The organism is Streptomyces niveus (assembly GCF_001723055.1).
GTDB classification, from domain to species: Bacteria; Actinomycetota; Actinomycetes; order Streptomycetales; family Streptomycetaceae; genus Streptomyces; species Streptomyces niveus.
In genome coordinates, this window is sequence record NZ_MDCR01000415.1 from 1 (window position 1) to 4,681 (window position 4,681).

Genomic DNA, 4,681 nt, shown 5'->3' on the forward strand with positions numbered 1-4,681 from the left:
TTCCCCTACCCGCCCCTTCCCGAAACCGGGGCTCCGCCCCGGACCCCGCTCCTCAAACGCCGGAGGGGCTGAAGACCTCAAACCCGATCAGGGGCTGTGAGTGCCCCCGAAGGCCCGAGCCTTGCCCGGTGGCGCGGGCCGGGTGAACATGGGAGAGGCCGGTGCAGTAGTGGCCTCGGGAGGCCGAGTTGACCGACACATGGGTGGCCCTGGAAGAAGGAGCGGATCCGGCGGAGCGGCGTGGTGCGCTGCGTCGCGCGTACGAGTCGTTCGCGTCCGCCGGGCGGGTCGAGCGTCCCGTACGCGCCGTGGTGGCCGATTCCTGGCAGCGGTCCGCCCGCGCCCGTGTCCGGCCCGAGGGGACGGCCAGTGTCGAGCTGTCCGACGACGATCTCGGCGCCTACCGGGACGCGCATCCGCTCGCCCGTGTGATGCCGCTCTTCCGCGAACTGATGGGTGCCTACGCCTCCGACGGCGAGCACCTGATCGCGGTGTGCGACGCGCACGGGCGGCTCCTGTGGGTCGAGGGGCACGCCGCCACCCGTACGCGGGCCGGCGCGATGAACTTCGTGCCGGGCGCCCGCTGGTCTGAGGCCGTGGCGGGCACCAACGCGCCGGGTACCGCCATCGCCGTCGACCGGCCCGTCCAGGTGTTCGCCGCTGAGCACTTCCTGCGCCCGGTGCACCCCTGGACCTGCGCCGCCGCCCCCATCCACGACCCGCGCACCGGACGGCTGCTGGGCGCCGTGGACATCACCGGCGGCGACCGGCTGGCCCATCCGCACAGCCTGGCGTTCGTGGGTGCGGTCGCCAGGGCCGCCGAGTCGGGGCTCGCCCTGCTGGCACCGCCCCCGGCTCCCGGATCCGTACAGCTGTCGGTCCTCGGGCGGGACGAGGCGCTGCTCGTCGTGGACGGCCGAAAGGCCCGGCTCAGCCGCCGGCACAGCGAGATCCTGACGGTGCTCTCGAACCGTCCCGAGGGTATCTGCGGCGACGAACTTCTCATCGAGCTGTACGAGGACGAGTCCGTCACGCCCGTCACCCTGCGCGCGGAACTGTTCCGGCTGCGCGGGCTGCTCGGCCCCGATCTGCTGCGCTCACGCCCGTACCGGCTGACGGCCCCCGTCGACACGGACTTCGACACCGTCACCCGCAGGCTGGCGTCCGGCGCGGTCACCGGTGCCATGAGCGCGTACGCGGGGCCGCTGTTGCCCTCCTCCCTGTCCCCCGCCGTCGTACGGATGCGGCGCAGGCTCACCGACCAGCTGAGGGCGGCTCTGATCGCCCGTGGGGATCCGGGGCTGCTGGCCGACTGGGCGTACAGCCCCTGGGGCGAGGACGACCTCGCGGTGTGGCGCGCCCTGGCCGGCGTGCTTCCCGCGCGCCAGCGCCCCGCCGCCCTCGCGCGCGTGCACGAGCTGGACGCGTGGCAGCGGGGCTGACCCGTTAGCCGACGCGATCGGCCGACGGCCACGCCGTCCCCTCCGGTCCCTCCCAAAAGGCGGACCCGGCCCCGGCTCCTTACTCTCTGTTGATAGAGCACCACAGCCGACACTCGTGGTGCCCTTTCATCGAACCCGAGGAGTCCGCCATGCCGGAGCTGTTCATCGGTGGCAAGTGGACCACCGCCGCAGGCGGTCAGGTCCGCGAGATCCGCTGCCCGGCGGACGGCACACTCGTCGCGACCGTCGACGAGGCGGACCAGAAGGACGCGGCTGCCGCGATCGAGGCGGCCCGTGAGGCGTTCGACCGCGGCCCCTGGCCGGGCACGGCGTCCGCCGACCGGGGCAGGCTGCTCCTGCGCGTCGCCGAGCTGCTGGAGCGCGACAAGGCCGCGTTCGCGCGGGCCGAGTCCCTGGACACGGGGAAGCGGCTCGTCGAGAGCGAGTACGACATGGACGACATCGCGAACTGCTTCCGCTACTTCGGCAATTTGACGGCCGCGGGCGGCACCGACCGGGTCGTAGAGACGGGCGATGCCGGCGTGGACAGCCGCGTCGTCCACGAGCCGGTGGGTGTCTGCGCGCTGATCACCCCGTGGAACTATCCGCTGCTCCAGACCGCGTGGAAGGTGGCTCCCGCGCTCGGCGCCGGCAACACCTTTGTACTGAAGCCGAGCGAGCTGACCCCCCACACCGCGATCATGCTGATGCGGCTGCTGGCCGAGGCCGGGCTGCCCGACGGTGTGGCGAATCTCGTCCTCGGCGCGGGTCCCACGGCGGGCGCGCCGCTCAGCGAGGACCCGCGTGTCGACATGGTGTCGTTCACCGGCGGTCTGGTCACGGGGCGCCGCATCATGGCCGCCGCCGCGCCGACGGTGAAAAAGGTCGCCCTGGAGCTGGGCGGCAAGAATCCCAATGTCGTCTTCGCGGACGCCGACTTCGACAGCGCGGTCGACTACGCGCTGACGGCGGTGTTCCTGCACTCCGGTCAGGTGTGTTCGGCGGGCGCGCGGCTGCTGGTCCAGGACGAGCTGCACGACTCGTTCGTGGACGAGCTGGTGCGCCGGGCCAAGGCGATCCCGATGGGCGGGCCGTTCGACGAGCACGCCCGCACCGGGCCGCTGATCTCGGCGGCGCACCGCGACAAGGTCGAGGCGTACGTGGCGGCGGGTCTCGCCGAAGGCGCCGTACTGCGCTGCGGCGGCAAGCGCCCCACCGACCCCGAGCTGCGCAACGGGTTCTTCTACCCGCCGACCGTGCTGGACGACTGCGCTCCGGGGATGTCGGTGGTCCGTGACGAGTCGTTCGGTCCCGTCCTGACCGTCGAACGGTTCAGGGACGAGGAAGAGGCGGTCGCGCTCGCGAACGACACCGTGTACGGCCTGACGGGGGCCGTCTGGACGCAGGACACGGGGCGCGGGCAGCGCGTGGCGTCGCGGCTGCGGGCGGGCACCGTATGGATCAACGACTTCCATCCGTACGTACCCCAGGCCGAGTGGGGCGGGATGAAGCAGTCCGGCTTCGGCCGGGAGCTGGGGCCCGCCGGGCTGGGCGAGTACCAGGAGGCCAAGCACGTGTGGCGCAATCTCTCGCCGAGCCCGCAGGGGTGGTTCGAATGAGCGGCCCAGGGACACCGGGCACGCCTGATCCGCCGGGCGCCCCCACAGGACCCCCGCGGAACGCGGACGGATCGGAACGGACCCAGAACCAGGACGACGACGACGCGCTCGGTGCCCTCGGCTACCGGCCCGAACTCAAGCGGACCCTCGGCAACTTCCACACCTTCGCGGCCGGCATCAGCTACATCTCGATCCTCACCGGCACCTTCCAGCTCTTCTACTTCGGCGTCACCTTCGGCGGCCCGGCCTACTGGTGGTCCTGGCCGATGGTCTTCGCCGGCCAGCTGATGGTGGCCCTGTGCTTCTGCGAGCTGGCGGCCCGCTACCCGGTCGCCGGCTCCATCTACAACTGGGCCAAGAAGATGGGCGGTCCGCACATCGGCTGGCTCGGCGGCTGGATGATGATGACGGCGTCCATGGTGACGCTCTCGGCGGTGGCGCTGGCGTACCAGATCACGTTGCCGCAGATCGACAGCCGGTTCCAGTTCATCGGCAGCGGCACCGGCAAGTACGACGCCGCGGCCAACGCCGTGCTCCTCGGCTCCGTACTCATCCTCTTCTCGACCACCGTCAACGCCTTCGGCGTCAAGCTCATGGCCCGGATCAACTCCGCGGGTGTCTTCATCGAGCTGGTCGCCGCCGTCGCGCTGGTCATCTTCCTGGCCGTGCACATCACCCGCGGCCCCGCCACCGTCCTGACCGACACGCACGGACACGGCGCCGGCCAGACACTCGGGTATTTCGGCGCGTTCCTCACCGCGTCGCTGGCGTCCGCCTATGTCATGTACGGCTTCGACACGGCCTCGTCGCTCGGCGAGGAGTCGCACAACCCGCGCCGCAACGCGCCGCGCGCGATCCTGCGCGCGCTCATCGCGTCCTTCCTCCTCGGCGGGCTCATCCTGCTCACCGCCCTGCTGTCGGTGCCGGATCTTGCGTCCAAGCAACTGTCGACCGGCGGGCTCCAGTTCGTCGTCCTCAGCACCCTCGGGAAGACCGTCGGTGAGGTCTTCCTGTGGTGCGTGGTCATCGCGATCACCGTCTGTGTGCTGGCGGTCCAGGCGGCCGGCATCCGGCTGATGTTCGCCATGGCGCGGGACAACAACCTCCCCGCGGGATCACATCTCGCGCGGGTCAGCCCGCGCTTCCACACCCCGGTGGTGCCCGCCGTGGTGATGGGTGTCGTGGGCGTCGTCATCCTGGTCATCAACATCAACCAGCCGCAGATCTTCTCGGTGATCACGAGCATCGCGATCATCATGATCTATCTGGCGTATCTGATGGTCACGCTCCCCATGCTGATCCAGCGGCTGCGCGGCAGGTGGGAGCCGCAGAAGGGCGGCTTCTCGCTGGGCCGGTTCGGACTGCCCATCAACATCGCCGCCGTTTGCTGGGGCCTCGCGATGTCGCTCAACCTCGCCTGGCCGCGCGCCGAGGTGTACAACGCGACCGGTCCGCAGCACTGGTATCTGCGCTGGGGCGCGTTCGTGTTCATCGGCATCGTCGCGCTCGGCGGTTTCGCTTACTACTGGTTCGTCCAGCGGCACAAGACGGGGGTGCTCGCGGAGCACCGCTTCCAGGCGGCGGACCCGTCGTCGCCCCCCGCCCCCGCCGAGTAGCCCC

Annotated in this window: 3 protein-coding genes; all 3 read left to right on the plus strand. The window is 71.0% G+C overall.

Annotated features, from left to right (window positions below):
* Positions 1-188 precede the first annotated feature (188 nt).
* The 3 genes from BHU15_RS35080 (at position 189) to BHU15_RS35090 (ending at position 4,677) form a co-directional block, all read left to right on the plus strand.
* Entirely contained in the window at positions 189-1,442 is a 1,254-nt protein-coding gene (locus BHU15_RS35080; RefSeq protein ID WP_069630823.1) for a GAF domain-containing protein, read from the plus strand.
* 149 nt (positions 1,443-1,591) lie between these two features.
* Entirely contained in the window at positions 1,592-3,061 is a 1,470-nt protein-coding gene (locus BHU15_RS35085; protein ID WP_069630824.1) for an aldehyde dehydrogenase family protein, read from the plus strand.
* Positions 3,058-4,677 carry an APC family permease gene (locus tag BHU15_RS35090; protein ID WP_069630825.1) on the plus strand — a complete coding sequence of 540 codons (1,620 nt, stop codon included), beginning with the start codon at positions 3,058-3,060 and terminating at the stop codon, positions 4,675-4,677. The genes BHU15_RS35085 and BHU15_RS35090 overlap by 4 nt, the downstream gene beginning before the upstream one ends.
* Positions 4,678-4,681 lie beyond the last annotated feature (4 nt).